The following is a 23,329-nucleotide window of genomic DNA, read 5'->3' as shown; positions in this document are numbered from 1 at the left end:
GCCACCGGGGCCGCGCGGACTTAAGCTGGAACCGTGCACGGTGAATACAAGGTCCCAGGGGGAAAGCTCGTCGTCGTCGACCTGGATGTCGAGGACGGCAGGATCGCGCGATTCCGCCTCGCCGGCGACTTCTTCCTCGAACCGGACTCCGCGCTCGAAGACATCAACGCCGCGGTGACGGGGCTGCCGGTCGAGACGGATGCCACCGCGATCGCCGCTGCCGTGCGCGAGGCGCTGCCCGCGGGCGCGCAGCTGCTCGGATTCACCCCGGATGCGGTCGGCACGGCCGTGCGCCGCGCGCTCGTGACCGCACCGGGCTGGCGCGACTTCGACTGGGAGATCGTGCACGACAAGGCCGTCTCGCCCCGCATGAACCTCGCGCTCGACGAGGTGCTCACCGCCCGCGTGGGCGAGGGTCGCCGCCGCCCCACCCTGCGCATCTGGGAATGGGACGAGTCCGCCGTGGTCATCGGGTCCTTCCAGTCGTACCGCAACGAGGTCGACCCGGAGGGCGCCGCCCGTCACGGATTCGACGTCGTGCGCCGGATCTCCGGTGGCGGGGCGATGCTCATGGCCGCGGGCCAGATCATCACGTACTCGTTGTACGTGCCGGCGTCGCTGGTGGCCGGCATGACCTTCGCCGACTCCTACGCCTTCCTCGACGACTGGGTGCTGCAGGCGCTGCGCTCCCTCGGGATCGACGCGGTCTACCAGCCGCTGAACGACATCGCGAGCCCCACCGGCAAGATCGGTGGCGCAGCGCAGAAGCGCCTCGCGAACGGGGGAGTGCTGCACCACGCGACGCTGTCGTACGACATCGACGGTCAGATGATGACCGAGGTGCTGCGCATCGGGCGCGAGAAGCTGAGCGACAAGGGCACCACGTCTGCGGCCAAGCGGGTCGATCCGCTGCGCAGCCAGACCGGACTCACGCGTGCCGAGATCATCGACCGGTTCATCGGCACCTTCCGCTCGCTCACCGATGCCGAGACCGGGGCGATCAGCGTCGAGGAGTACGCCGCCGCGGAGGCACTCGTGGAGTCGAAGTTCGCCACCGACGCATGGCTGCACCGGGTCCCGTGACCGACCCTTCGACAGGGGCCGAGGGTGGCGCATCCGAAATTCGGGAGAACGCGCCTTTTTCGGCCGCATCCGCCGAATCCGGCCGAAGAACGTGCAACTCTCCGACAGAAGTGACGCCCGGTGCCGTCACGATCATCGAGGGTGACAACCTCGCCGCCGCGGCGACCCTGCCCGAGGCCTCCTTCACCCTGATCTACCTCGATCCGCCGTTCAACACCGGACGCACGCAGGAGCGCCAGGTGGTGACGGCGCGGCGGGCGTCCACAACTCAGGAAGAACCGGCCGCGGCGGCGGCTGGCGGGGCCGAACCTGCCGAATCCGCCGCAGATCTCCTGAGTTATGAACGGCCGGCCGCCGAGACCGAGATCCGCCATGGCTTCCACGGCCACGCCTACGAGCGGGTGCGGGGGATGCTGCGCACCTACGATGACCGCTTCGACGACTACGGCACGTTCCTGATGCCGCGGCTCGAGGAGGCGTGGCGGCTGCTCGCCGACGACGGCACCCTGTACCTGCACCTCGACTACCGCGAGGCGCACTACGCCAAGGTCATGCTCGACGCCGTGTTCGGGCGCGACTCGTTCCTCAACGAACTCATCTGGGCCTACGACTACGGGGCGAAGTCGCGTCGGCGCTGGCCCACCAAGCACGACACGATCCTGGTGTACGTGAAGAACCCGCGGTCGTACGTCTTCAACGCCGACGAGATCGACCGGGAGCCGTACATGGCGCCCGGCCTCGTCACGCCCGAGAAGGCGGCGCGCGGCAAGCTCCCGACCGACGTCTGGTGGCACACGATCGTTCCGACCACGGGTCGCGAGAAGACCGGATACCCCACGCAGAAGCCCGAGGGTATCCTCCGCCGCATCATCCGTGCCTCCAGCCGCCCGGGCGACCGCGTGCTCGACCTCTTCGCGGGCAGTGGCACGACCGGCGCGGTGGCGTCGGCTCTGGGGCGGGATGCCGTGCTCGTCGACGACAATCCAGAAGCGGTCCGCGTGATGCGCGAGCGGATGCCCCATGCCGAGGTGACCGCGCTGGACTGAGGCGCCGCGCGGTTCACACGCGCTTGGCGCCCGCTCTCAGGCGATGTAGATCTTCCGGAGCGTCTCGGTGACGGTCCACGTGGTGCGCTGTCCCGCAGCAAGGCGCACCACCGAACCGGGGCCGACCGTGAGAGCGGGCAGTGCGGGATCGTCGAAGGCGATCGTGGCGTGTCCGGAGAGCACCACGAACACTTCGTCGACCTCGGTGTCGGTGGCTGTGCCCGGGGTCATCTCCCAGATGCCGATCTCGATGCCGTCCAGTGTCGCCAACGCCTGCGTGCCCGTCGTCGGGGTGCCCGCGCGCACCTCGCCGGCCGGGAGGGGGTCATGCGTGAGGGCGAGGGCCGTGGCATCCACGCCGGTTCCCGCGTCGAGCCCGCTCACGAGTCGAAGCCCATGCCGAGCGCGTCGAGCGTCTTGAGGAACAGGTTGCGCTTGCCGTCGCGGTGGTCGGCCTGGTTCATGGCCGCCCGCACCAGGTTGATGCCGATCGCGGCGGCGGGCTCCGGCGGGAACGGCACCGGCTTCTCACGCACCATCTTCAGCACCGTGCGCTCGGTCTCCTCTCCCGCGAGCTTGTCGAGCATGACGTCGGCGGCGAAGCGGGCTGCGCCGACGCCGAGCCCGGTGAACCCGGTCGCATAGGCGACGCGGCCCTTGCGGGCGGTGCCGAAGAACGCGCAGAAGCGGCTGGACGAGTCGATCGCTCCGGCCCACCGGTGCGTGAACGTGAGCCCCGCGAGCTGCGGGAACGTCGTGAAGAAGTGCGAGGCGAGGCGCCGGTGGCTCTCCATGCGGTCCTCATACTCCGGGCGCACCTTGCCGCCGTAGTGGTAGATCGCGTCATAGCCGCCGAACAGGATGCGGTTGTCGGCGGTGAGCCGGTAGTAGTGGAACTGGTTCGCACTGTCGGCGAGGCCCTGACGGTTCGACCATCCGATCGACGTGAGCTGCGCGTCCGAGAGCGGCTCGGTCATCAGCACGTAGTCGTACACCGGCACGGTCATAAGGCGGTTGCGCTTCAGCAACGACGGGAAGACGTTGGTGCCGAGTGCCACGGCATCCGCTGTCACGCGTCCGCCGTCGGTCACCAGCGTGATCGCCGAGGAGCCGTCTCCCTCGATGCCGCGCACCAGGGTGCGCTCGTGGATCTCGACGCCCAGCTCGGCCGCGACACGGGCCAGCTCCAGCCCCAGTTTCGCCGGGTGCACCATCGCGCACCCCTCGCGGTCCCAGGAGCCTGCGAGGAAGGTCTCCGAGTGCACTTCGGCCTGCACGGCGTCCTTGTCGAGGAAGTCGTCCTCGGCGCGGAGCCACTCGACCTGGTGCGGTTCGACGGCGACCGCCATCTGCCCGGTGCGCTCGAAGTCGGTGTCCATGCCGTAGCGCGCGATGGTCTGCTCGATGCCGTCGAGGTTCGCGAGGCCCAGCTCCTCGAGTCGGTCGATCTCGTCGGGCCAGCGGTTCACGCCGTTCTCGTGGCCATGCGTGAGGCTCGCCTCGCAGAACCCGCCGTTGCGCCCGGACGCGGCCCAGGCCACGCGGGACGCCTCGAGCAGTACGACCCGGCGCTCGGGGTTGCGCTCCTTGGCGCGGATCGCGGTCCACAGTCCCGTGTAACCGCCGCCGACGATCGCGAGGTCGGCGTGCACGGAGCCCTTCAGCGGCGGATGCACCGGTCGCTCGACGTCATCGAGCCAGAACACCCCGAAGGCGGTGGAGCGCAGGGAGTCGTCGATGACGGACTGCGGCGGCTGCTGACGCTCGAAGACAGTGGTTCCCATGATCACTCCGTTGGATGAGGGGGCGCGCCTCAGCGCGTGCCCCAGTTGTAGAGGTCTTTGTAGAGGCCGGCATAGAGCAGGCTCTCGGTCTGCGCGATGCCGTCGATGGTGCGGATGCGGGTCGCGATGAGGTCGAGCAGGTGCTCGTCGTCCTCGCACACGGCTTCGACGAGGATGTCGAACGTGCCGAGGGTGACGACGACGTAGGCGAGCTCGGGGATCTTCGTGAGCTCCTCGGCGATCGTGCGCGGGTCGCCCGTGACGCGGATGCCGATCATCGACATCCGGTGGAAGCCGAGCTGCATCGGGTCGGTCACCGCGACGATCTGGATGATGCCCGCTTCTGTCATCCGCTGGACGCGCTGGCGGGCGGCTGCCTCGCTGAGGCCGACCTCGCGACCGATCTCGGCATAGGGGCGGCGGCCGTCCTCCTGGAGGAGCTCGACGATCCGCTTGGAGATGTCGTCCAGGGCAGGCTGCTTCGGCGTAGTGCTCATGTGTCGATATTGACAGGTTGATCATGCCCTGGCAACTGATTCAGTTGTTTGCCCAGGAAAGTGCTTCAGATTTCGCACACTCCTCGCTACCATGAGGGCATGCCTTCAGAGACGTTGCACAACTTCATCGGCGGTCGCTACGTTCCCGTGCGCGGAGCGGGCAGCCTGCCGCTCATCGATCCGGCGACCGAGGAGGAGTACGGCGTGCTCCCCGTGTCGGACGGCAGCGACGTCGACGACGCCTACGCCGCGGCATCCGCTGCCTTCCCGCTCTGGCGCGACACCACCCCCGCCGACCGGCAGCTGGCGCTGTTCCGCATCGCGGACGCCATGCTCGCCCGCGCCGAGGAGTTCGCCGATCTGGAGTCGCGCGACACCGGCAAGCCGCGCGCCACGCTCGTCGCCGACGAGATCATGCAGTCCGTCGACCAGCTGCGCTTCTTCGCCGGCGCCGCCCGCAGCCTGGAGGGCCGCTCCGCGGGGGAGTACCTCGCCGGACACACCTCCTTCGTCCGCCGAGAGCCGATCGGGGTGATCGGTCAGGTCACCCCGTGGAACTACCCGCTCAACATGGCGGTGTGGAAGATCGCGCCGGCGCTCGCCGCCGGCAACACCGTCGTGCTGAAGCCGGCGGAGTCGACGCCGCTCACGACGCTGCTGCTGGCCGAGATCGTCGCGGCGCACACTCCCGCAGGAACGCTGAACGTCGTGCTCGGAGACCGTGACACCGGAGTGGCGCTGGTGGAGCACCCGACGCCGCAGATGGTCGCGATCACCGGTTCGGTGCGCGCCGGCATGGCCGTGGCCCGCTCGGCCGCGAACGATGTGAAGCGCGTGCACCTGGAGCTCGGAGGCAAAGCCCCGGCGATCGTGTTCGCGGATGCGTCGATCGAGAAGGCCGTCGAGGGCATCATCACCGGCGCGTTCTTCAACGCCGGTCAGGACTGCACCGCGGCGACGCGGGTGCTGGTGCACGCCTCGATCCACGACGAACTGGTTGCGGCGCTCGTCGCTCGCGCTCGCACCCACGCCCGCACCGGTGGGCCGCATGAAGAGGGTGTGCTGTACGGCCCGCTGAGCAGCGCGGCGCAGCTCGCCCAGGTGTCCGGCTTCATCGAACGACTGCCCGCGCACGCGACGATCGAGACCGGTGGCGCGCGGCAGGGCGACCGCGGATACTTCTGGGAGGCCACGATCGTGTCGGGTCTGCATCAGGACGACGAGGCCGTCCAGGGCGAGATCTTCGGCCCTGTGCTCACCGTGCAGTCCTTCTCCGAGGATGCAGAGGCGCTGGCGATGGCGAACGATGTGCCGTACGCGCTGGCCTCATCGGTGTGGACCACGGATCACGCTCGTGCCATGCGGTTCTCGCGCGACCTCGACTTCGGGTGCGTGTGGATCAACACCCACATCCCGTTCGTCTCTGACATGCCCCATGGCGGGTTCAAGCACTCCGGCTACGGCAAGGACCTCTCGCAATACGGTTTCGACGACTACACGCGCATCAAGCACGTGATGTCGGCGCTGGACTGAGGTCCTCGGCGTCATGTTTCCGGGTGGCGGCCCGGCGGCGCGGCGCGATGTGGGAGGCTGGGCGGAGCTGACCCGGGGGGATCGTCATGACCAGGCCACTCGCAGGGCCCCAGACCCTGCTCCGCGCACTCAACGGCCGCGCGATTCTCGAAGCACTCGCGCGCACCGGCCCACGCACGCGCGCAGAGCTGATGGCGGCCACCGGGTTGTCCCGCACCGCTGTCACTCAGGTGCTCCGCATGCTCGAGGGCGCCGGTGCCGTGGCGCCGGCGGGCGTCGACCGTGACACCCGCGGTCCTGCCGCCGGTCGGGTCGCCCTGCACCCGCATCTCGGATTCGCCGCCGCGATCCACGCCGACCACCATGCCGCGCACGTCGTGCTCGTCGACCCGACCGGCGCCGTGCGTGCCGAACTGCACGAGGACTTCCCCCGCGCCGACGACCGCGTCGCCCACATCGCGCGCCTGGTCGATCGCGGGCGACGGGCCGTGAAAGGACCGGTGCACGCGGCGGTCGTCGGCGTGCCTGGAATCGTCACCGCCGACGGTGGCATCCGCAACGACGAGGGCCCCGACGGCGGCGCGTTCCGCTGCGCGCTCGCAGCGGCTCTCGGCTGTGAAGTCCGCATAGAGAACGACGTCAACCTCGCCGCCCTCGCCGAGCTCTCCGTCGGTGCCGTCGCCGACCTCTCCAGCTTCGCGCTGCTGCTTCTCGTCGATGACGGTCTGGGTGCAGGGATCGTGATCGACGGCGCCCTGCACCGCGGCTCCTCCGGCGTCGCCGGCGAGATCATGTACCTGCCGCAGAGCCCGCTGCCGATCGGTGCTCCGGTCGTGAACGACGCCGTGGTCAGCGACCTCGCCCGCGTGTACGACCTCGACCCCGACGCACTGCTCGGCGTGCACCTCGAAGCCGCGGCCGACGGCGACGAGGCCGCGCTGCAGCTGGTCACCGAGGTCGCCAGACGTCTGGTGCTGATCGCCGGCACCATCACCCTCGTGCTCGACCCCGAGGCCTTCATCCTGAGCGGGAGTGCCGCGCACCCTGTTCTCGCCGAGGCGGTAGCCCGGATCGCGGAGGAGTACTCGCCGCTGCTGCCCGTGGGCTTCCGGGTGTCGTCCTTCGGCGTAGAGGCGCCCCTGGTCGGCGCGACAGGAGAGGCGGCATCCGCTCTTCGTGCCGCACTGTTCACCCGTATCCTCACGCCGGCCGACAAGACCGTGCGCTGACCCCACCCGACAGGAGTCGACGATGACTGCCCCCTCCGATCTCGCCGAACGTCTCGGACTCGTCCCCGGCGCCAGGGCGATCATCCTCAACGCCGACGACTTCGGCATGTGCCATGCGGCGAACACCGCGATCGTCGAGCTGCTGGATGCCGGTCGCATCGACTCCACGACGCTGATGGTCCCGTGCTCCTGGGCGCCGGAAGCACTGTCGTTCGCCGCCGGGCGCACCGACCTCGACGTCGGTGTGCACCTGGTGCTGACGAGCGAGTGGTCCCGCTACCGGTGGCGTCCTCTCACGGGCTCCGCGAGCAGCCTGGTCGACGCCGACGGCTTCTTCCCGGCCGATGTGGTCGCGGTCGAGCAGCGCGCCGCGGCCGACGATGTCGCGGTTGAGCTCGCCGCGCAGCTGCAGGCCGCTCTCGACGCCGGCGTCGACGTCACGCACCTCGACAACCACATGGGATCCGTCTACGGGCTCGCGACCGGCCGCGACTTCCTCGGCGAGGTCTTCGCGCTGGCCGCGCAGCACGGGCTGCCGTTCCGCCTGCCGCGCAGCATGGACGGCGTCAGCGCCGACACCCTCGCCAGGGCGGCCGGCGCGGCTGACGCGCTCGGGGTCGAGATCATCGACCGGCTCTGGTCGCATCCGTTCGAGCTGGTCGGTGAGGGCACGGACGACGCCGAGACCTACGAGCAGGTGCGCGACGGCTTCGTCACGCTGCTGCGCGCCGTGCCCGCCGGCGTCACCGAGATCTACCTGCATCCGATGACCGACACCGAGGAGCTGCGCTCCGCGGTCGACTTCGCCGCCGTCAAGCGGGGCTACGAGCTGCGTCTGCTCTCCGACCCGGTCGTGACACAGGCGATCGCCGACGAAGGCCTCGTGCGCATCGGCTGGCGTGCGCTGCGCGATCTGCAGCGGGGCACGCGATGACGTCGCTCGTCACACGCCTGCGCGATCGGCGTCTCGACGCGGCACCGACCAGGGCGCAGTCGATCGCCTTCGGGCTCTCCGGCTTCCCCACTCAGCTCATGGCGCAGACGTTCTCGGCGTTCGTCGTCTACTTCTACGTCTCGCACCTCGCCGTGCCCGCCGGGTGGGTGGCCGTGGCGTTGATCGCCCACGGCATCCTCAACGCCCTGCTGAACCCGGTGGTCGGCGCGCTGTCCGACCGCATCCGCACCCCGTGGGGCCGCCGCATCCCGTGGATCGGCTTCGGCATCGTGCCGCTGGTCGTCGCCTTCGTGCTGGTGTGGATGCCGCCGGAGTTGCCGACCGGCGGACTGATCGCCTGGTTCCTCATCGTCGTCGCGGTCTACGACATCGCGTTCGTGGTCGTGGTGCTCAACATCTCGGCGCTCTTCCCCGAGATCTTCCGCACCACGGATGAGCGGGCGCGGGGCAACGTGCCCCGGCAGATCTTCGCGATCATCGGCATGGTGCTCGGCACCGCGGGGGCACCGCTGCTGTACGACTCGATCGGATGGCCGGGCATGGCGCTCGTGCTGGGCGCGGTGTGCCTGGTGTTGCTGGTCTGGTCGTTCCTCGGCGGCATGGTCGAACGCCGCGTGCCCGAAGCGGCATCCGAGGCGATGCGCTTCCGCGACCAGCTGACCTACACGTTCGCGAACAGGGCGTTCGTCCCCTACGTGCTCGGGTCGCTGTTCGTGCAGACGTCGATCGCGATCATCCTCGCGGCCGTCCCGTTCTATGTGCGCTACTCGCTGCACGCGCCGGAGGGCGAGAGCAGTCTGCTGCTCGGAGCGATCTTCGTCACCGCGATCCCCTCGATCGTGCTGTGGAGCGCGGTCGTCCGCCGCACGAACCCGCGTACCGCGCTGCTGTGGAGCGTGGCCGTGTTCGGCATCACCGTGCTCGGCTACCTGGTGCCGTCGACCGTGCTCGGCGCGGCGCTGGTGGGCGTCGGAGTCGGCGTGGGCGTCGGCGGTCTGCTGCAGCTGCTCGAGGTGATGCTCGCGCAGATCATCGATGAGGATGCCGTGCGCACCGGGCATCGCCGTGAGGGCGCGTACTTCGGCGTGAACGGCTTCGTGGTGCGCGGCTCGGTCGTACTCCAGGCGATCGTCGCGGCGGTCGTGCTCACGTCATCCGGGTTCGATGCGGCGCTGGAGGATGCGCAGCCCGCAACGGTCGACGGTGGCATCCGGCTCATGCTCGCCGTGATCCCGCTGCTGTTCACTGCGCTCGCGTGGCTCTGCTTCTGGATCTACCCGATCCGCCGCCGCGATCTCTGAGGCTCAGCCGGCGTTGCGGCGGGCCTCCCAGCCGGTGCGCACCATCTCGTCGACCGTGTACCGCATGGTCCACTCGAGGTCGCGGGCGGCGAGCTCTCCGGTGGCCACGATCCGGTCGGGGTCTCCGGGCCGGCGCTGGCCGATCTCGGGCGTGAAATCGATGCCGGTCACGCGAGCGACGGCATCCATGATCTGCTTCACGCTCAGGCCGTCACCGGAGCCGAGGTTGTACGCGGGCTCGATGGGCTCACCGGCCGACAGGCGCTTGGCCGCGGCGACGTGGGCCGCGGCGATGTCGCCGACGTGCACGTAATCGCGCACGTTCGTGCCGTCCTCGGTCGCGTAGTCGTCGCCGAAGATCTTCGGGGTCCGACCCGCGATCAGCGCCTCGAACACGATCGGGAAGAGGTTGTGCGGGCTGACGTCGTACACCGTCGGATCCGCGGAGCCGACCACGTTGAAGTAACGCAGCGAGGTGTGGCGCAGCGGCGTCTCGGAGTCGGCGGTCGCGATCGCCTGGTCGCGCAGCAGCCACTCGCCGATCAGCTTCGACTCGCCGTAGGGGCTGGCGGGCCTCTTCGCGGTGTCCTCCACCACGAGTGCGACATCCGGAGTGCCGAACACGGCGGCGGATGACGAGAACACGATGTTCGCGACGCCCGCGGCCTGCATGGCCTCGAGGATCACGCGGGTGCCTTCGACGTTCTGCGCGTAGGTGTGCAGCGGGCGCTGCACCGACACTCCGGCGTACTTGTAGCCGGCGACGTGGATCACGCCCTCCGCGTCATGGTCGCGCAGCGCCTTCTCGACGAGCTCGCGATCCAGGATGCTGCCCTGCACGAACGCCACGCCCTCCGGTACGAACGACGCCACCCCGCTGGAGAGGTCGTCGAGCACGACCGGGGTGAGCCCGGCATCCGCGAGAGCGCGAACCACGTGCGCACCGATGTAGCCGGCGCCGCCGGTGACGATCCAGGACATTGCGTTCCTCTCCTGCCGCACTGGGACGGCTCCAGGTCCATTCTCTCAGGCGTCGCGGTGCGCGCCCGCGGACGGGACCACCGTGAACAGGTGCGGAGCGGTGAAGCCGGCGTCTGCGAAGGCCGCCTCGACCGCGGTCGTCACCGTCTCCACCGCGCTCTGCTCGATGAGCGCGATCGCGGCACCGCCGAAGCCGCCGCCGGTCATCCGGGCGCCGATCGCACCCGCAGCCAGGGCAGCCTCCACCGCGGTGTCGAGCTCCGGCACCGAGATCTCGAAGTCGTCGCGCATCGAGGCATGCGAGGCGATGAGCAGCCCACCGATCGCCCGCGCTCCCTGCTCGCGCAGCACCCGCACGGTGTCGAGCACGCGCTGGTTCTCGGTCACGATGTGCCGCACGCGGCGGAAGGTGACGTCGTCCATGAGCTCTTCGGCGCGGGGGAGGTCGGCCACCGACACATCCCGCAGGCTCGACACGCCCATGATCGCTGCGCCCTTCTCGCAGGACGCCCGGCGCTCGCCGTAGCCTCCCGTGGAGTGCGCGTGCTTCACCCGTGTGTCCATCACGAGGATCGCCAGACCGGATGCCGCGGCACCGACCGGCACGGTCTGCGCCTCCAGCGAGCGGCAGTCGAGGAAGATCGCCTCATCCGGCTCGCCCAGCATCGATGCCATCTGGTCCATGATCCCGGTCGGCGCTCCGACGGCCTGGTTCTCGGCACGGCGTCCGACGCGGGCGAGCGCCACGCGGTCGAGTCCGGCATTCCACAGGTCGTTCAGAGCGGATGCCGTCGCTCCCTCGATCGCGGCCGACGAGGACAGCCCGGCGCCGACGGGCACGTCGGAGGCGATCGCGATGTCGACCCCGCGACCCGCGGCTCCTGTCAGCTGCAGCGCCCAGGCGACGCCGAGCGGATACGCGGCCCACTCGGGGACGGCGGGGTGCGAGCCCGTGGGGGTCGGGAACAGAGAATCCAGCTCGTCGAGTCCGACCTCGACCGCGTCGTCGGCGAAGGTCGAGGCCACGCGGATGCGTCCGTCGTCGCGTGTGCCGACCGCGGCGACCGTGCGGTGCGGGATCGCGAACGGCAGCACGAAGCCCTCGTTGTAGTCGGTGTGCTCGCCGATCAGGTTGACCCGGCCGGGGGCCGACCACAGTCCGTCCGGCTCGTGTCCGGTGAGTGCGGCGAAGAGCGCGCGGGCGCTGTCCTGTGCGGCGGTCATGCGGAGGCCTCCTCGGCGCGGGCGATGGCTTCGCGGATGCGGGCGGCGCCCTGCTCCGGGGTGACTTCGGCGGCCCAGGCCCACATCGCGGCCTCGGATCCGGCGAGGAACTTGAGCTTGTCGGCAGCGCGACGCGGGCTCGTGAGCTGCAGGTGCAGGCGCACGGTGTCGCGACCCACGTTCACCGGTGCCTGGTGCCACGCGGCGATGTACGGCGTCGGAGTGTCGTAGAGCGCATCGACGCCGCGCAGCAGGCGCAGGTAGAGCGGCGCGAGCTCGTCGCGTTCGGCCTCGGAGGTCGCGGCGAAGTCGGGCACGTGGCGGTGCGGCATCAGGTGCACCTCCAGGGGCCAGCGGGCAGCGAACGGCACGAACGCGGTCCAGTGCTCACCGCGGAACACGACGCGCTCGGAGGCCTGCTCGAACTCCAGCACGCGGGCGAACAGGTCGGGCGCCGTACGGTCGATCGCGTCGAGCAGTCGGGTGGTGCGCGGGGTCACGTACGGGTAGGCGTAGAGCTGGCCGTGCGGATGCGGCAGGGTCACGCCGATCGCCTCGCCGCGGTTCTCGAACGGGAACACCTGCTCGATGCCTGGCAGTTGCGACAGGGCGGCGGTGCGGTCGGCCCACGCCTCGATCACCGTGCGGGCGCGGGTGACGGACTGGGTGCCGAAGGATCCGGAGTGCTCGGGGCTGAAGCACACGACCTCGCAGCGTCCGACCGAGGTGCGGGTGCGGCCGAGGCCGAGTGCGGCGAGATCGTCGAGCCCGCGGGGCGGGTTGCTCGCGGCGGGGGCTGCGCCGATCGCCTCGGCCAGCGCGGGGCCGAACGCGGGGGAGCGGTTCTCGAACACGGCGACGTCGTACAGCGACGGCACCTCGGAGGGGTTCGTCGGGGTCTGCGGTGCGAGCGGGTCGGCGTCGGCGCCGGGCATCATGACGCGGTTCTGGCGGTTCGCCGCGACCGTGATCCAGTCGCCGGTGAGCACGTCGAGGCGCATCGTGGCGGTGTCGGGGCGGGGGTCGAGCGCGCGGGCATCGACAGCGCGGTCGGGGCCGAGCGTCGAGTCGCGGTCGTCGTAGTAGATGATGTCGCGGCCGTCGGCCAGCACTGTCGCGCGCTTGACGACGCCGCCGCCGAGGGTCTCGCTGTGCAACTCAGGAAGTTCAGGCGTGTTCACGTAAACATGGTACGACTTCCGGCGTGATAACGTCAACATTCCGGAGTTGTGAACACGTTTCGGGAGTTGTGGAGAGGGATGGCAGTGACCGACGACGATCTCGGCGCCGTGCTCGACCGTGAGCCGCGCCGCCGCCGCCCCGCCACCGGCCGGGTCTCGATGGCCGCCGTCGCCGCGCGCGCCGGCGTGTCCGGTCAGACGGTCTCGCGCGTGGTGAACGACAGTCCGCGCGTGGATCCCGCCACACGTGCCCGTGTCGAGCAGGCGATGTCCGCACTCGGTTACCGCCCGCACCGCGCGGCGCGAGCCCTGCGCACCGGTCGCTCGCAGACCATCGGACTCGTCGTCACCACCCTGGCCACGGTCGGCAACTCCCGCATGCTGCAGGCGACCGCCGAGGCCGCCGCGGAGCGGGGCTACGCGCTCACCCTCGTCACTGCGGGATCGAGCCTGGCCGATGCGTTCGAACGGCTCGCCGAGCAGGAGGTCGACGGCGCGATCGTGCTGAACGAGGCCTCGGCCCTCGTGCCGACCGCCGACCGTCCGACCGGGCTCCGCCTCGTCGTGGTCGATGCTGTGGCCGATGCCGGATTCCACGCCGTGCACAGCGACCACGCCGGGGGAGCCGCGGCGGCGACACGTCATCTGCTCGCCCTCGGCCATGAGGTCGTGCACCATCTCGCCGGTCCTGCGGACTCCTTCGCCGCGACAGAGCGCGAGCGAGGATGGCGGGAGGCGCTCGACGCCGCCGGCATCCGCCCTCCCGCCGTGGTGCGCGGTGACTGGAGCGCGCAGTCCGGTTTCGCGGGAGGCGCGCAGCTCTCCGCCGCCTCCGCAGTCTTCTGCGCGAATGACCAGATGGCGCTCGGGCTGCTCCGCGCCATCGCCGACAGCGGGCGCGCGGTGCCGGGAGATGTCAGCGTCGTCGGCTTCGACGATGTGCCTGAGGCGGCGAACTACCGTCCTCCGCTCACCACGATCCGGCAGGACTTCACGGCGCTCGCGCATCGCGCCGTCGCGGCCCTGGTCGCCGACATCGAGGGCGACATCGAGGGCGACACCGACGGCGACACCGGCGGCGCGGGTGCCGGGGCATCGTCGGCGTCGCTCGTCCCCACCGCACTGGTCGAGCGCGCCAGCACCCGCCGGAGCTGACCGCGACGATTCACCGACATCCTTCCGGTCGCGCCACAGCACGTACACCAGGCGATTCGGGCGCTCGTCCGCACCGGGACGGCGCCCGTGGGCGACGTCGCTAAGCTCGGGTCCAGGAGGACACGATGACACGGGTGGTGCTGGCTCCGGACAGTTTCAAGGGAACCATCACGGCAGCAGACGCCGCGCGCGCACTTGCCGAGGGGTGGGCGGCGGTCGAGCCGGGCGCGGAGTTCGTGCACCGGCCGATGGCGGACGGCGGTGAGGGCACGGTCGCCGCGTTCGAGGCCGCCGTGGCGGGGTCCCTGCGCATGCCGGTGACGGTCGACGGCCCTGCGGGAGTCCCGGTCGAGGCCTCCTGGCTGCTGCTGCCGCCGACGGACCATGCGCCGCGCGGGACGGCGGTGGTCGATCTCGGCTCCACCTCGGGGATCGAACTGCTCGATGAGCTGCGACCCTGGGACGCCGACACCTTCGGCTTCGGTCAGGCCATCGCCGCAGCCCTCGACCATGGTGTCTCGCGCCTCGTGCTCGGCCTCGGATCGAGCGCCTCGACCGACGGCGGCACCGGGATGCTCGCCGCTCTCGGCGCCCGGTTCCTCGATGCGGCCGGCACGTCGGTCGTGCGTGGTGCGCGCGGACTCGAGCGCATCGCGACCGTCGACCTCAGCGCCCTGCGCTCGGCGCCCCCTGTGCGAGTGCTCACCGATGTCACGAACCCGCTGACGGGTCCGAGAGGTGCCGCTGCCGTGTTCGGCCCTCAGAAGGGGCTCGTGGCCGAGGCCGATGTCGTGCGGCTCGACGCCGGTCTCGACCGACTCGCGGCACTGCTCGGCCTCGACGCCGCGCTCCCCGGCTCCGGCGCCGCGGGCGGGACAGGAGGCGCGCTGGTGGTGTGGGGTGGAGTGCTCGCACCCGGTGCTGCAGAGGTCGCGGAGCTCATCGGCCTCGCCGCTGCCATCGCCGACGCGGATGTCGTCATCACGGGCGAAGGGTCGTACGACGGGCAGTCCGGCGACGGCAAGGTGCCCTCGTTCCTCGCATCCCTCACGGCCGATGCAGGGGCGCGGGCGATGCTGGCGGCCGGTCGCATCACGGCGGATTCCGACACCTCGCTGTTCGCGGCATCCGCCTCGCTCACCGAACTCGCCGGGTCATCCGCCGCCGCCCTCGCGGAGCCCGCACAGTGGCTGCGCGCAGCCGGTGCTGCGTTGGCCCGGGCAGCGGGCTGACGACCGTCTCGGACTCAGCCGCCGAGTGCAGCCGACACCACGGCGCGGGCCTCGGCCTGCACCTCGGCGAGATGCTCGGGGCCACGCAGGCTCTCGGCGTAGAGCTTGTACACGTCTTCGGTGCCGGAGGGGCGCGCGGCGAACCACGCGTGCTCGGTCTGCACCTTCAGACCGCCGATCGCCGCGCCGTTGCCCGGTGCGTGCGAGAGCTTGGCGGTGATCTGCTCGCCGGCCAGTGTCGTCGCCGACACCGACTCGGGTGCGAGCTTGCCGAGTGTCGCCTTCTGCTCGGGCGTCGCCGGGGCATCCACGCGCTGATACGCCGACGAGCCGAAGGCCGACTCGAGCTCGGCGTACCGCTCCGACGGGGTCTTGCCCGTCACCGCGATGATCTCGGCGGCCAGCAGGCAGAGCAGGATGCCGTCCTTGTCGGTCGACCAGACCGAGCCGTCCTTGCGCAGGAACGAGGCTCCGGCGGACTCCTCGCCGCCGAACGCGACCGAGCCGTCGAGCAGTCCGGGGACGAACCACTTGAACCCGACAGGCACCTCGAGCAGACGGCGACCGAGCGACTCGGCGACGCGGTCGATGATCATCGACGACACCAGCGTCTTGCCGATCGCGGCGTCGCGCGGCCACTCGGCGCGGTGCGAGAAGAGGTAGTCGATCGCGACGGCCAGGTAGTGGTTGGGGTTCATGAGGCCCGCATCCGGCGTGACGATGCCGTGCCGGTCGGCGTCGGCGTCGTTGCCCGTGAGCACGTCGAAGTCGCCCTTCTTCGCGACCAGGGATGCCATCGCCGACGGGGAGGACGGATCCATGCGGATCTTCTCGTCCCAGTCGAGCGTCATGAAGCGCCACGTCGGGTCGACTTCGGGGTTCACGACCGTGAGGTCGAGGTCGTAGACCTCCTTGATGAGAGCCCAGTACTCGACGGATGCTCCGCCCAGCGGGTCCGCGCCGATGCGCACCCCCGCGCGACGGATCGCGTCGACGTCGATGATCGTGGCGAGATCGCGCACGTAGGCGTCACGGAAGTCGTAGCCCGTGATCGCATCCCAGTCGACGTCGCCGAAGCGCTCGCGCTTGACGCCCTCGAGGCCGTTAGCGATGAGCTCGTTCGCGCGGTCGGCGATCCAGCCCGTGGCATCCGTGTCGGCAGGTCCGCCGTGCGGGGGGTTGTACTTGAACCCGCCGTCGCGCGGCGGGTTGTGGGAGGGCGTCACCACGATGCCGTCGGCGCGGCCGGTGTTCCCCTCTCCCGGTCCCTGAGCCTGTCGAAGGGCACGGTTGTAGGTGAGGATCGCGTGGCTGAGCGCGGGGGTCGGTACCCAGGAGTCGCGGGAGTCGACCCGCACGTCCACGCCGTTCGCGAGCAGCACTTCGATCGCCGTGCGCTCGGCGGGAAGCGAGAGCGCGTGGGTGTCCCTGCCGAGGAACAGCGGACCGGTGATGCCCTGCCCCGCTCGGTAGTCCACGATCGCCTGTGTCGTGGCGAGGATGTGGTTCTCGTTGAAGCTGCCCGACAGCGATGAGCCGCGGTGGCCGCTGGTGCCGAAGGCCACGCGCTCGGAGGCGACATCGGGCTTCGGGATGCGGTCGTAGTAGGCGGCGATCAGTTCGTCGACATCGATGAGGTCAGAGTCCTCCGCAGGGAGGCCGGCACGGCTCGTCATGCAGACAGTCTGCCCCCGATCCCGCTGCAGGCGAAACTTCGGTTTCCTCCATCGCGGGGAGGGCTAAGGTGAAACGCGTGACTGAACGCCGCACCTACAGCTATCTCGGCCCCGCCGGAACCTTCACGGAAGCGGCACTCGACCAGGTCGCAGAGGCTCGGGGTCAGCAGTGGCGTCCCGTGCACAACGTCGGCGAGGCGCTGGCCGATGTGCTCGAGGGCCGCAGTTTCGCGGCCATGATCGCGATCGAGAACTCCATCGAGGGTGGCGTCTCCACCACGCAGGATGCTCTCGCGACGCTCCCGGGCCTGCGCATCATCGGCGAGTACCTGGTGCCGGTCAACTTCGTGCTGGTCGCACCCCGCGGCACCACGCTCGATCAGGTGCAGGTCATCGCGGCGCATCCGGTCGCCTACGCCCAGTGCCACGGCTGGCTCGGTGCGCACGTGCCCTCGCATTCGCACGTGCCGGCGGCGAGCAACGTGGCCTCGGCCATCGGGGTGCTCGACGGCACGCTCCCCGCGCAGGCCGCGATCGCGGCCCCCGGAATCGTGAACCACTACGACGTCGAGGTGCTCGCCTCCGACATCGGCGACAACGCGCAGGCCGTCACGCGCTTCGTGCTCGTGACCCGCACGACCACGCCGCCAGCGCCGACGGGGGCAGACAAGACCTCGCTGATCGTCGAGCTCCCGCACGACCACCCAGGGTCGCTGCTCGAGATGCTCGAGCAGTTCTCGACCCGCGGCATCAACCTCTCGCTCATCGAGTCGCGGCCGATCGGCGACGAGCTGGGTCGGTACCGGTTCGTGATCGACGCTGACGGGCACATCGAGCACGAGCGGATGGCGGATGCCATGCTCGGCATCCGCCGCTTCAGCCCGCGCGTGGTCTTCCTCGGTTCCTACCCGCGCGCCGACCGCCAGATCGTGCACTACCCGGAGCGCTACGCCGACGACGTGTTCGTCGAGGCGCGCGACTGGCTGCGCGGCATCCTCAGCGGCGAACCCGCGGAGTGACCGCGCGCCGGTAGCGCTCGGGAGCTCAGTGCTCCTGGAACAGCGGCCAGGCGCTGCCCGGAAGCATCCGCGCGTGCAATGCCCCCTTCGCGGAGGCGAGGCTGGGGTATGTGCCCGCGGGCCCGTCCGCTCCCGCCATCGTGACCTGATACCCCTCGTCATCGTGGCGGATGCTGCCGACCACGCCGTTCGTGCCGTAGGCGACCCAGAGTGCGAGTGTCTTGGTGGTGCTCATCGTCGAACCCCTCTCTCGGTCCCGAGGCTACGCCCGTCCCGACCCGATGACCAGCCCCCTTGACAGCGGTGCCGAGCGCTCTCTGTCGACGCCGAGTGCACGGCTTCGCGCCGAGTGCACGGGATGTCGACGTGAGCAGGTCGTGCACTCGACGCCAGGTCGTGCACTCGGCGCCGCAGCGGCAGCGCCGCAGCGCGGCGGCGGCGCAGGCGCAGCGCGGCGGGGCTAGAGGGCGGCGGCGATGAGTTCGAGCGTCTGCGCGCGGCCCGCAGCGGATGACTTCGGCTCGGCCTCGTACGCACCGGCGACGGGGGAGACCATGACCTCGTCCACCCCGTAGCGCGTGGCGAAGTCGCGTACCTCGGCGGCGACCGACTCTCCGGTGCCGACGAACCAGCGCGACCGCGCGCCCTGCACGACCTGATCGGTGGCGGCATCCGCTTCGGCGATGCCGGCGGCGATCGCCTCCTCCACGGTCTCCAGCGCGGTGAGCGGCTTGTTCAGGCGCAGCCGCGCCATCATCCGCAGCTGGGGGAGCGCGCGGGCCTCCGCCTCCTCGGCGGTCGGCGACGCCACCACATTGACGGTGAGGAAGGTACGCGGCTCCGGGTGCTCCTCGCTCGGCTGGTAGCCGGTGCGATACAGGTCGAGCGCGCGCTCCAGACCCTGGCCGGAGAAATGATTCGCGAACACGTACGGCAGGCCGTGGGATGCCGCGAGCTGCGCGGAGTAGTCGCTGGATCCGAGCAGCCAGACCTCGGGCACCCCGGTCGCGGACGGGGTCGCGCGCACGATGTACTCGCCGCCCGACGTGAAGCGCAAGGTCGCGCCGTCACCCGAGAGCAGGGCCGCGATGTCCTGCACGTGCCGCGGGAACTGCTCGACGTCGCTGGTCGTGCCGGAGCCGCGCAGCAGCTGCGTGATGACGGGGTCGCTGCCGGGCGCGCGGCCGAGACCGAGGTCGATGCGTCCGGGGGCGATGGCCTCGAGGGCCGCGAACTGCTCCGCCACGATCAGCGGTGCGTGGTTGGGCAGCATGACGCCGCCGGAACCCAGACGGATCCGGCTCGTGCGGGTCGCCGCAGCGGCGATCAGCACCGGAGGAGTGGTGGATGCCACGGCGGGCATGTTGTGGTGCTCGGCGAACCAGTAGCGGCGATAGCCGAGAAGGTCGGCGGTCTCGGCGAGGTCGAGGGAGGCGGCGATGGCCTCCGTGCTGGTCTGACCGGTGCGCACCGGCACGAGGTCGAGGACGGAGAGAGCTGTATCGGACATCCCCCTCTGCAACGCACGTTCCGGGCGCCGCATTCCCCACTACCGTGGAGGCATGGAAGCCGGGATCTTCTACGTCCTCGTCGGAGCAGTAGCCGTCGCCGCGTTCGCGCGCTGGCGCGGGTGGCCGGCTCCTCTGCTGGTGACGGTCGTCGCGCTCGCGGCATCCTTCCTCCCCTTCGTGCCTGATCTCGACATCGATGGCCACGTGCTCCTCAGCCTGGTGCTGCCGCCGCTGCTCTACTCCGCCGCGCTCGACGTCTCGTTCGTCGGCTTCAAGCGCAGCCTGCCGCAGATCCGTCGGCTGGGCATCTGGCTCGTGCTGATCACCGCTGTCGCGGTGGGTTTCGCCGCGTGGTGGATCATGCCCTCGCTGGGGCTCCCCGGTGCGATGCTGCTCGGCGCGATCGTCGCACCACCCGACGCGGTGTCAGCCGCGGCGATCGGACGCAAGCTCGGGCTGCCCCGCCGCATCATGACCGTGCTCTCGGGAGAGAGCCTGATCAACGACGCGACCTCGCTCACGCTGTACCGGGTGTTCGCGGCGATCCTCGCCGGTGCGACGGTCTCGGTCTGGGGCGGTGTCGGACAGTTCCTGCTGGCCGTGGTGATCGGCGTCGTGATCGGCCTGGTGTTCGGCATCGTGCTGCACCAGCTGCGCATGCGCATCAGCGACCCGGTGGTGATCGGCACCTTCGGACTGCTCGCCCCGTTCGGCGCCTACGCGATCGCGGAGCACCTCCTCGGCTCGGGCGTGCTCGCGGTCGTCGCGATGGGACTCTACGTCGGATTCAACTCCCCGCGCACGGACTACACGACCCGACAGCAGGAGAAGCCGCTGTGGCTCTCGGCGGATCTGCTGCTGGAGAGCTTCGTGTTCGCATACATCGGACTGCAGTTCCCGCGCGTGCTGCGTGACCTGGGCAGCGAGTCGGTCGAGCAGATTCTGATGCTGTCCGGCGCGGTGCTGCTGGTCGTGCTGATCGTGCGGCCCCTCTACATCTACCCCACGAGCGCATGGGCGAACTTCCAGGACCGCAAGCGGCTCGAGCGCTGGGACCGTGGCGTCGAGTCGGGGGAGTTCGAGAAGCGGCATCGCCGGAGCCGCCGGTGGGGAAAGTACACGGCGGATGAGCTGCGCACCCACATCGTGCGGGAGCAGATGGCGGGACTGCAGCTCACGTGGAAGGACAGTGCGGTCATCTCCTGGGCCGGCATGCGAGGGGTGGTCACCCTGGCCATCGCGCTCGCGGCGGCCGACCTCGCGACTCTCGACACCGAGGCCTCGCACGCGATCGTGGTGGTCGCCTTCATCGTGACGGTCGGGACGCTCCTGTTTCAGGGGCTGACGCTGCCGCTCCTCATCCGCAGCCTGGGCATCGAGGGTGACGTCGACCACGAAGACGACGAGCGTGCTCTCGCTGCGGTGAGGGAGAAGAGCAGGGAGGCCGGCAAGGCCTATCTCGCCGAGAAGCGCGTGGAGTGGGAAGAGAAGTACGGGGCGGTCGACCTCAGCGTGTTCGATGCGTTCACGAAGCGCATGAGTCGTGTGGAGAAGGACACCGATGCCGCCCAGGAGGTCGAGGACACGGTGCCTCGGCCGTCGTACGAAGACCTCGTGGCGTTGACCAAGGGGTGGCTGCAGGTGCGGCGCGAGATCCTGCTGCAGGAGCGCGACGCCGGTGAGCTCGACGAGGAGCTGATGCGCGAGCTGATCGCCGCGATGGATGCCGAGGAGCTCGCCCTCGACACCCGCGGCGCGACCCGCCAGCCCGGTCGGGCATAGCCCCGCGCACCGCCGCCTCTGCCGCCGCCGCAGCATCCGCAGCACCTGCCCACCGCCGCCGAGACCCATCACCGTCGCCGAGGCCCATCGCCCCAGACGCCTGCGACGGTGGGTCTCGGCGGGGCCGGTGGGTCTCGGCGCACGTGCGAGCCGGGCCCGGGCATACGCGAGAGCGCCCCGCCCCGGGAGGGGGCGAGGCGCTCGCGTGGAGGAGGGTGCGGGGTCAGCGCGCGGCTGCGGGCTCCGCGGCCGCGGTGGCGTCGTCATCCGTGTCGTCGTCGGCGTCATCCGCGAACGGCAGGCCCTCGCGGGGAGCGTTGTAGAGCTCCTCGTTCAGGATGCCCTCGCGCTTGGCGACGATGGTCGGCACGAGTGCCTGGCCCGCGACGTTGACCGCGGTGCGGCCCATGTCGAGGATCGGGTCGATCGCGAGCAGCAGTCCGACGCCCTCGAGCGGCAGACCCAGGGTCGACAGCGTGAGCGTGAGCATCACGATCGCGCCGGTGGTGCCGGCGGTGGCGGCGGAACCGACGACCGAGACGATGACGATCAGCAGGTACTGCACGAAGTTCAGTTCGATGCCGAAGAACTGCGCGACGAAGATCGCGGCGATGGCCGGGTAGATCGCGGCGCAGCCGTCCATCTTCGTGGTCGCACCGAACGGCACGGCGAACGAGGCGTAGGAGCGGGGCACGCCCAGGTTGCGCTCGGTCACGCGCTCCGTGAGCGGCAGGGTGCCGATCGACGAGCGGCTGACGAAGGCGAGCTGCACGGCCGGCCACACACCGGAGAAGTACTGCTTGATCGACAGTCCATGCGTCTTGACCAGGATCGGGTAGACGACGAACAGCACCAGCGCGAGACCGATGTAGATCGCGATCGCGAACCAGCCGAGCGCGGCGAGCTTCTCCCAGCCGTACTTGATGACCGCGGCACCGATCAGGCCGAAGGTGCCGATCGGTGCGATGCGGATGATCCACCACAGCACCCGCTGGATGACCTTGAGCAGCGACTCGGTGAAGGCCAGGAACGGCTCCGCCTTCTTGCCGGCCTTGAGGGCGGCGATGCCCACGGCCGCGGCGACGACGATGACCTGCAGGATGTTGAAGCTGACGCTCGATGCTGCGGTGCCGGCTTCGAGATCGACCTGCGTACCGACGCTGAGGCCGAGGAAGTTCTGAGGGATGAGCCCGAGGAGGAAGTTCCACCACGTGCCGACCGTGTACGGGTCGCCCGTCTGCAGGCCTTCACCCGCACGGGAGCCCGGCTGGATGACGAGGCCGAGCGTGATGCCGATGACCACGGCGATGAACGCGGTGATCGCGAACCACAGCAGGGTCTGTCCGGCCAGGCGGGCAGCGTTCTGCACGCGGCGGAGGTTCGAGATGCTCGCGACGATCGCGGTGAAGATCAGCGGGACGACGGCCGCGCGCAGCAGCGTCACGTAGGAGCTGCCGATCGTGTCGAGGGTCGCGGACAGTCCGTTCGGGTTCTCGGCGGTGGCGCCGAGCTGGCGGCCGATGAGACCGGCGGCGACGCCGAGGACGAGGGCTGCGAGGATCTGGAAGCCGAACGAGGTCAGCAGCTTCCGGATCGGTCCGCGGGTGTCGGGCGCCTTCTGGGCGCGGACGGTAGTGCTCATGGTGGGGGACTCCAGAATCGCGACGTGCCGAGTGCACGCCATAACGCTCAACGCTATGAGGGCGTTTTCATTCCGGCGACTGAGATGACGAACCATGACGACTGCCGGTCGCGGGAGTGTCTGGCACGATGGCCTCATGTTCATGGTGACGACGAACGACATCCCCGGTTACCGCATCACCCAGGTGCTGGGAGAGGTGATGGGTCTCACGGTGCGCTCGACCGATTTCGGACAGGGCTTCGCCGCGGGCTTCCGCTCTCTGGGGGGAGGCGAGATCCCCGAGTACACGCAGGTGATGTACGAGGCGCGGCAGGTCGTGATGGCGCGCATGTGGGATCAGGCGCAGCAGCGCGGCGGCAACGCGATCGTCGCGATGCGGTTCGATGCCGGTTCGATCCAGAACTTCACCGAGATCTGCGCGTACGGCACGGCGGTCGTCGTGGAGCCGCTCGCGCCGGCCCCCGCTGCACCGACCCCGCCGCCTCACGCCGTCTGACG

At 70.2% G+C, this 23,329-nt stretch carries 21 protein-coding genes; 11 read left to right on the top strand and 10 right to left on the bottom strand.

The window, feature by feature from the left end; all coding sequences use genetic code 11:
• Positions 1-33 precede the first annotated feature (33 nt).
• Together MRBLWO12_RS12865 and MRBLWO12_RS12860 are read left to right on the top strand one after the other, a co-directional pair.
• Entirely contained in the window at positions 34-1,083 is a 1,050-nt protein-coding gene (locus MRBLWO12_RS12865) for a lipoyl protein ligase domain-containing protein (protein ID WP_363556031.1), read from the top strand.
• A 110-nt stretch (positions 1,084-1,193) separates the two neighbouring features.
• Complete coding sequence (locus MRBLWO12_RS12860) at positions 1,194-2,129, top strand: DNA-methyltransferase (protein ID WP_363556029.1); 936 nt, start codon at positions 1,194-1,196, stop codon at positions 2,127-2,129.
• Positions 2,130-2,165: 36 nt separating this feature from the next.
• On the opposite strand, the gene MRBLWO12_RS12855 is transcribed toward MRBLWO12_RS12860, so the two are convergent.
• Genes MRBLWO12_RS12855 through MRBLWO12_RS12845 form a run of 3 tightly spaced genes read right to left on the bottom strand, consistent with a single transcriptional unit; the run spans position 2,166 to position 4,410 of the window.
• Positions 2,166-2,513, bottom strand: a complete 348-nt coding sequence (locus MRBLWO12_RS12855; RefSeq protein WP_363556027.1) for a cupin domain-containing protein — start codon at positions 2,511-2,513, stop codon at positions 2,166-2,168.
• Complete coding sequence (locus tag MRBLWO12_RS12850; RefSeq protein ID WP_363556025.1) at positions 2,510-3,913, bottom strand: NAD(P)/FAD-dependent oxidoreductase; 1,404 nt, start codon at positions 3,911-3,913, stop codon at positions 2,510-2,512. The genes MRBLWO12_RS12855 and MRBLWO12_RS12850 overlap by 4 nt, the downstream gene beginning before the upstream one ends.
• 29 nt (positions 3,914-3,942) lie before the next feature.
• On the bottom strand, positions 3,943-4,410 hold the full coding sequence (locus MRBLWO12_RS12845) for an Lrp/AsnC family transcriptional regulator (RefSeq protein ID WP_247628000.1): 468 nt from the start codon (positions 4,408-4,410) through the stop codon (positions 3,943-3,945).
• Between the two features lie 99 nt (positions 4,411-4,509).
• Between MRBLWO12_RS12845 and MRBLWO12_RS12840 the strand changes: the two genes are divergently transcribed.
• The 4 genes from MRBLWO12_RS12840 to MRBLWO12_RS12825 all read left to right on the top strand — a co-directional run bounded on the left by MRBLWO12_RS12840 (position 4,510) and on the right by MRBLWO12_RS12825 (position 9,428).
• Positions 4,510-5,943 carry a gamma-aminobutyraldehyde dehydrogenase gene (locus MRBLWO12_RS12840; protein ID WP_363556023.1) on the top strand — a complete coding sequence of 478 codons (1,434 nt, stop codon included), beginning with the start codon at positions 4,510-4,512 and terminating at the stop codon, positions 5,941-5,943.
• An 86-nt stretch (positions 5,944-6,029) separates the two neighbouring features.
• A complete protein-coding gene (locus MRBLWO12_RS12835) occupies positions 6,030-7,172 on the top strand; it encodes an ROK family transcriptional regulator (protein WP_363556021.1) in 1,143 nt (380 codons plus the stop codon).
• Positions 7,173-7,194: 22 nt separating this feature from the next.
• Complete coding sequence (locus MRBLWO12_RS12830; RefSeq protein WP_363556019.1) at positions 7,195-8,106, top strand: polysaccharide deacetylase family protein; 912 nt, start codon at positions 7,195-7,197, stop codon at positions 8,104-8,106.
• On the top strand, positions 8,103-9,428 hold the full coding sequence (locus MRBLWO12_RS12825) for an MFS transporter (RefSeq protein ID WP_363556017.1): 1,326 nt from the start codon (positions 8,103-8,105) through the stop codon (positions 9,426-9,428). The genes MRBLWO12_RS12830 and MRBLWO12_RS12825 overlap by 4 nt, the downstream gene beginning before the upstream one ends.
• A gap of 3 nt (positions 9,429-9,431) precedes the next feature.
• Here the strand turns inward: MRBLWO12_RS12825 and galE are convergent, their stop codons facing one another.
• Genes galE through galT form a run of 3 tightly spaced genes read right to left on the bottom strand, consistent with a single transcriptional unit; the run spans position 9,432 to position 12,814 of the window.
• Entirely contained in the window at positions 9,432-10,409 is a 978-nt protein-coding gene (gene galE / locus MRBLWO12_RS12820) for a UDP-glucose 4-epimerase GalE (RefSeq protein WP_363556015.1), read from the bottom strand.
• A gap of 45 nt (positions 10,410-10,454) precedes the next feature.
• Positions 10,455-11,633, bottom strand: coding sequence for a galactokinase (gene galK, locus MRBLWO12_RS12815; RefSeq protein WP_363556013.1), 1,179 nt, complete (start codon positions 11,631-11,633; stop codon positions 10,455-10,457).
• Positions 11,630-12,814, bottom strand: coding sequence for a galactose-1-phosphate uridylyltransferase (gene galT, locus MRBLWO12_RS12810; RefSeq protein WP_363556011.1), 1,185 nt, complete (start codon positions 12,812-12,814; stop codon positions 11,630-11,632). The genes galK and galT overlap by 4 nt, the downstream gene beginning before the upstream one ends.
• A gap of 159 nt (positions 12,815-12,973) precedes the next feature.
• On the opposite strand from galT, the gene MRBLWO12_RS12805 reads away from it, so the two are divergent.
• Together MRBLWO12_RS12805 and MRBLWO12_RS12800 are read left to right on the top strand one after the other, a co-directional pair.
• Positions 12,974-13,969 carry a LacI family DNA-binding transcriptional regulator gene (locus tag MRBLWO12_RS12805; protein WP_363558606.1) on the top strand — a complete coding sequence of 332 codons (996 nt, stop codon included), beginning with the start codon at positions 12,974-12,976 and terminating at the stop codon, positions 13,967-13,969.
• A gap of 125 nt (positions 13,970-14,094) precedes the next feature.
• The gene (locus tag MRBLWO12_RS12800) at positions 14,095-15,201 is read left to right on the top strand and encodes a glycerate kinase (RefSeq protein ID WP_363556009.1); all 1,107 of its coding nucleotides are present in this window, start codon (positions 14,095-14,097) and stop codon (positions 15,199-15,201) included.
• A 14-nt stretch (positions 15,202-15,215) separates the two neighbouring features.
• On the opposite strand, the gene pgm is transcribed toward MRBLWO12_RS12800, so the two are convergent.
• On the bottom strand, positions 15,216-16,877 hold the full coding sequence (pgm, locus tag MRBLWO12_RS12795) for a phosphoglucomutase (alpha-D-glucose-1,6-bisphosphate-dependent) (RefSeq protein WP_363556007.1): 1,662 nt from the start codon (positions 16,875-16,877) through the stop codon (positions 15,216-15,218).
• A 68-nt stretch (positions 16,878-16,945) separates the two neighbouring features.
• On the opposite strand from pgm, the gene pheA reads away from it, so the two are divergent.
• Positions 16,946-17,896 carry a prephenate dehydratase gene (pheA, locus tag MRBLWO12_RS12790; RefSeq protein ID WP_363556005.1) on the top strand — a complete coding sequence of 317 codons (951 nt, stop codon included), beginning with the start codon at positions 16,946-16,948 and terminating at the stop codon, positions 17,894-17,896.
• Positions 17,897-17,921: 25 nt separating this feature from the next.
• On the opposite strand, the gene MRBLWO12_RS12785 is transcribed toward pheA, so the two are convergent.
• Together MRBLWO12_RS12785 and MRBLWO12_RS12780 are read right to left on the bottom strand one after the other, a co-directional pair.
• Positions 17,922-18,131: a methyltransferase gene (locus tag MRBLWO12_RS12785; RefSeq protein ID WP_363556003.1), complete on the bottom strand. Its 210-nt coding sequence runs from the start codon at positions 18,129-18,131 to the stop codon at positions 17,922-17,924.
• Between the two features lie 225 nt (positions 18,132-18,356).
• Positions 18,357-19,406 (bottom strand): LLM class flavin-dependent oxidoreductase, encoded by a 1,050-nt coding sequence (locus tag MRBLWO12_RS12780; RefSeq protein WP_363556001.1) that lies wholly within the window; start codon positions 19,404-19,406, stop codon positions 18,357-18,359.
• Positions 19,407-19,458: 52 nt separating this feature from the next.
• Here MRBLWO12_RS12780 and MRBLWO12_RS12775 point away from each other — a divergent pair, with 52 nt between their 5' ends.
• A complete protein-coding gene (locus MRBLWO12_RS12775; RefSeq protein ID WP_363555999.1) occupies positions 19,459-21,189 on the top strand; it encodes a cation:proton antiporter in 1,731 nt (576 codons plus the stop codon).
• 223 nt (positions 21,190-21,412) lie between these two features.
• On the opposite strand, the gene MRBLWO12_RS12770 is transcribed toward MRBLWO12_RS12775, so the two are convergent.
• The gene (locus MRBLWO12_RS12770; RefSeq protein ID WP_363555997.1) at positions 21,413-22,831 is read right to left on the bottom strand and encodes a dicarboxylate/amino acid:cation symporter; all 1,419 of its coding nucleotides are present in this window, start codon (positions 22,829-22,831) and stop codon (positions 21,413-21,415) included.
• Positions 22,832-22,925: 94 nt separating this feature from the next.
• On the opposite strand from MRBLWO12_RS12770, the gene MRBLWO12_RS12765 reads away from it, so the two are divergent.
• Positions 22,926-23,327, top strand: coding sequence for a YbjQ family protein (locus tag MRBLWO12_RS12765; protein WP_363555995.1), 402 nt, complete (start codon positions 22,926-22,928; stop codon positions 23,325-23,327).
• The last annotated feature ends 2 nt before the right edge of the window (positions 23,328-23,329 follow it).

Origin of the sequence: Microbacterium sp. LWO12-1.2, assembly GCF_040675875.1 — a bacterium.
Lineage (GTDB): Bacteria > Actinomycetota > Actinomycetes > Actinomycetales > Microbacteriaceae > Microbacterium.
Note: the sequence above shows the minus strand (reverse complement) of the source record. Positions and strands in the feature narration are given on the sequence as shown.